Source organism: Pseudomonas onubensis (genome assembly GCF_965653655.1).
GTDB lineage: Bacteria > Pseudomonadota > Gammaproteobacteria > Pseudomonadales > Pseudomonadaceae > Aquipseudomonas.
In genome coordinates, this window is the sequence record NZ_CBFHAZ010000188.1 from 1 (window position 1) to 3,617 (window position 3,617).

The 3,617-nt window shown below is 60.2% G+C and carries 3 protein-coding genes; 1 reads left to right on the top strand and 2 read right to left on the bottom strand.

Annotated elements, in window-relative coordinates; all coding sequences use genetic code 11:
• Positions 1 to 248: 248 nt before the first annotated feature.
• Together ACTD9P_RS29410 and ACTD9P_RS29415 are read right to left on the bottom strand one after the other, a co-directional pair.
• The gene (locus ACTD9P_RS29410) at positions 249 to 875 is read right to left on the bottom strand and encodes a Pr6Pr family membrane protein (RefSeq protein ID WP_438870392.1); all 627 of its coding nucleotides are present in this window, start codon (positions 873 to 875) and stop codon (positions 249 to 251) included.
• Positions 876 to 879: 4 nt separating this feature from the next.
• Positions 880 to 1,113 carry a VF530 family protein gene (locus ACTD9P_RS29415; protein ID WP_010212838.1) on the bottom strand — a complete coding sequence of 78 codons (234 nt, stop codon included), beginning with the start codon at positions 1,111 to 1,113 and terminating at the stop codon, positions 880 to 882.
• A 204-nt stretch (positions 1,114 to 1,317) separates the two neighbouring features.
• Here ACTD9P_RS29415 and ACTD9P_RS29420 point away from each other — a divergent pair, with 204 nt between their 5' ends.
• On the top strand, positions 1,318 to 3,336 hold the full coding sequence (locus ACTD9P_RS29420; protein ID WP_438870393.1) for a TonB-dependent receptor: 2,019 nt from the start codon (positions 1,318 to 1,320) through the stop codon (positions 3,334 to 3,336).
• The last annotated feature ends 281 nt before the right edge of the window (positions 3,337 to 3,617 follow it).

Sequence of the window (3,617 nt, forward strand, 5' to 3'; positions counted from 1 at the left end):
GGCTTGCTCGCGAATGCGGTGGGTCAGTCAATTCATCTGTCACTGATACACCGCATTCGCGAGCAAGCCCGCTCCCACAGTTGACTGCATGCAGCTTTGAAAATGAAGTCGGCTGCTGATTTGCATGCACTGAAGAGCTGCTTTTCTGTGGTAGCTGGCTTGTCGAATCGTCGCACCGCTGCGATGCAGGCACCTCGGTACATCAGGCACACCGAGTTGATACCATCGCAGGCGAGCCAGCTCCCACTTTAATTTGCAGGTGTCTTCAAGACTCTATCCAACCCCACAACCGCTAACGCTATCCCAACAAACCCCGCCAAAATCCCCCCGGCATTCACAAACACCTGTGGATAACCGAGGCTGTCCACATCGATGAACGGGTACTGATACTGCCCCAGCAAATGCCCGCGCAGCAGCACATAGCCGAAGTACACCAGCGGGTAAATCACCCAAACACCAATGTGCTTGAAGCGCAACGCGCCCTTGGGCACACACTGCCACCAATAGATCACAAACAGCACCGGCAGCACGTCGTGCAGCAACTCGTCGGCAATAAATTGAAAGCCGGTGGGGCTCCACAAATGCCGTAGCAACAGGTTGTAAGCCAGGCTTACCACGACGATGCTCGTAGCAATAGCGCTGCTGACGCTGGGCGCCAGGAAGAAGCGCTTTGCCGCCGACTCGCGCTTGACCAGCGCATAGCTCAATACCACAACAACCAGGGTGTTGGTCAGCACGGTGAAAAAACTGAAAAAGTTGATCAGCCCGCCCAGCAGGCTCGCGCCGGCCTCCCAGCGCGAATAGAAAATCAGGTATTGCTGAATCGCCAGCCCTGTCCAGCCAGCCAGCGCCGCCGTGGCCACATACCGCTTCATGGCCTCAATCCAGCGGGCGTTTGGTACGCATCAGTTTGACGTACAAGCCTTCGACTTTCTCCCGCGCCCACGGCGTTTTGCGCAGGAAGGTCAGGCTCGACTTGATGCTCGGGTCGCTCTTGAAACAGCGCACATCGATGCGTTCGGCCAGCCCGCTCCATTCGTAGTGTTCCACCAACGTGGTGAGGACGTGCTGCAGGGTCACGCCGTGAAGTGGGTCGTTGCTTGTCGCGGTCATGCCAGGCCTTTTGCAAAAAGAGGAAATACAGCCGCGCACCTTAGCCGACGGGGCGTAGAGGTGGAAGCACTGCATTGAATATAGCCCCTGGGAAAAAGTTCCCCTTCTCAGGCAAAAAAGAGATGTTATATTGTAACTATAAATATCAAGTTCGATACCGTTTAAGCCTTCTCTTTTCTGTGCCGTTTTACCAAGGAATGTTTGATGTCTCTCTCTTCTCTGTGGCGCTTGACCCCGCTCGCCGCCGCCCTGTTGATCTGCTCCGAAGCCCACGCCCTTGAGCTGCAACCGCAAGTCATTACCGGCAACCCGTTGGGCAGCGCACAACTCGCCTCGCCCACCACGGTGCTCGAAGGCGACGACCTGACCCTGCAACAAAAAGGCAGCCTCGGCGAAACCCTGAACAAGCAGCCGGGCGTGTCGTCGTCGTACTTCGGCCCAGGCGCCAGCCGCCCGATCATTCGTGGCCAGGACGGCGACCGTATTCGCATCCTGCGCAACGGCGTGGGCGCGCTGGATGCCTCGTCGCTGTCCTATGACCACGCCGTGCCGCTGGACCCGATCAACGTCGACCGTATCGAAATCGTGCGTGGCCCGGCTGCACTTTTGTACGGCGGCAGCGCCATCGGCGGCGTGGTCAACACCTTCGACAACCGCATTCCCACCGAGGCTATCGAAGGCATCCATGGCGCCGGTGAATTGCGCTATGGCGGCGCCGACACCACTCGCAGCAGCGCGGGCAAGCTGGAAGCCGGCAACGGCACCTTCGCCTTGCACCTGGACGCGAATGCGCGGCAATTCAACGACCTCAAAATCCCCGGCCAGGCTCGCAGCCGCCATGCCGCAGAGACCGAAGACGGCCCCGGCAAAAATGGCCGACTGGGCAACAGCGACGGGCGCCAGGATGGCGGTGCGGTCGGCGGTTCCTACACCTGGGACGACGGTTATGCCGGGCTGTCCTACAGCAACTACGACAGCAACTATGGCTCACCCGCCGAGCAAGACGTGCGCATCCGCATGAAGCAGGATCACTACGCCTTTGCGTCCGAGATCCGCAACCTGCAAGGCCCGTTTACCTCGGTGAAACTCGATGCGGGCTACACCGATTACGAACACCGTGAAATCGAAGGCGGCGAAACCGGCACGATCTTCAAGAATAAAGGCTATGAAGCCCGCGTAGAAGCGCGCCACCAGCCGCTGGGCCCGTTTGACGGCGTGGTCGGCGCCCAAGTAACGCGCAATGAGTTCTCGGCCCTGGGCGAAGAAGCCTTTGTGCCGCAGACCGACACCAACGCCGGCGCGCTGTTTATTCTCGAAGAGATGCAGGCCACCGAGCGCCTCAAGCTCAGCCTTGGCGGGCGCGTGGAACACACTAATGTCGACCCGAATGCCAAGGGCAATGCGCGTTTCGCCGGGGCTGACAAATCCAATGACTTTACCGCCGGCAGCCTGTCGTCCGGCGCGGTATACAGCCTCACGCCGGTGTGGTCGCTGGCCGCGACACTCGGCTACACCGAGCGCGCGCCAACGTTCTACGAGCTGTACGCGAACGGCGCCCACGTCGCCACCGGCACTTACGAGTTGGGTGACGCCAACCTGAAGAAAGAGAAAGCCGTGTCCAGCGACCTGGCACTGCGCTTCGACAACGGCACGCACAAGGGCAGTTTCGGCGTGTTCTACAGCCGCTTCTCCAACTACATCGGCTTGCTGGGCACAGGGCGCACGCTGAACGATGAAGGTGAAGAAGACGCGGGCGGTAACCCGGAATACAAATATTCCGGCGTGCGCGCACGTTTCGCCGGTTTCGAAGCCCAGGATCACTGGAAGCTGGGCGAAGGCGCCTACGGCAAGTTCGCCCTCGAACTGTCGGGCGATTACACCCGCGCCACCAACCTGGACACTGGCGAAGCCTTGCCACGTATTGCGCCGCTGCGCCTGAACAGCGGCTTGCTGTGGGAACTGGACCGCTGGCAAGCGCGGATCGATGTGGAACATGCCGCAGGCCAAGGGCGTGTGCCGGATAACGAAAGCGGCACCGACGGCTACACCACCTTGGGCGCCAGCGCCGGTTACCACTTCAATGTGGGTGGCAGCCAGTGGCTGGCGTTCGTCAATGGCGAAAACCTGACCAACCAGACCGTGCGCTATGCCAGCTCGATCCTGCGTGATATCGCCCCGGCGCCTGGGCGCAGCGTGCAGTTCGGCGTGCGCACTACCTTCTAGAAAGCAGCGCAACTCCGCTGTGTGAGCCGGCTTCTGTGGGAGCTGGCTTGCCTGCGATAGCAGCACTGCGGTTTCTCTGGGGTGCCGAGGTGACGCTATCGCTATCTGCACAACGTTAATGTTGAGGCGGTCTTGGGGCTGGGCGGTCGGGGTGCATATCCGTTGCTGCGGTAACGGCTGAGTAGGGTTCCGCTCTTACAGCGGGTCACTTTTGCAAGGACCGGAATGCCGGCCCAGTCAAAAGTAACCAAAAGGTCCTCGCCCCAACACTCGGTGCCTCG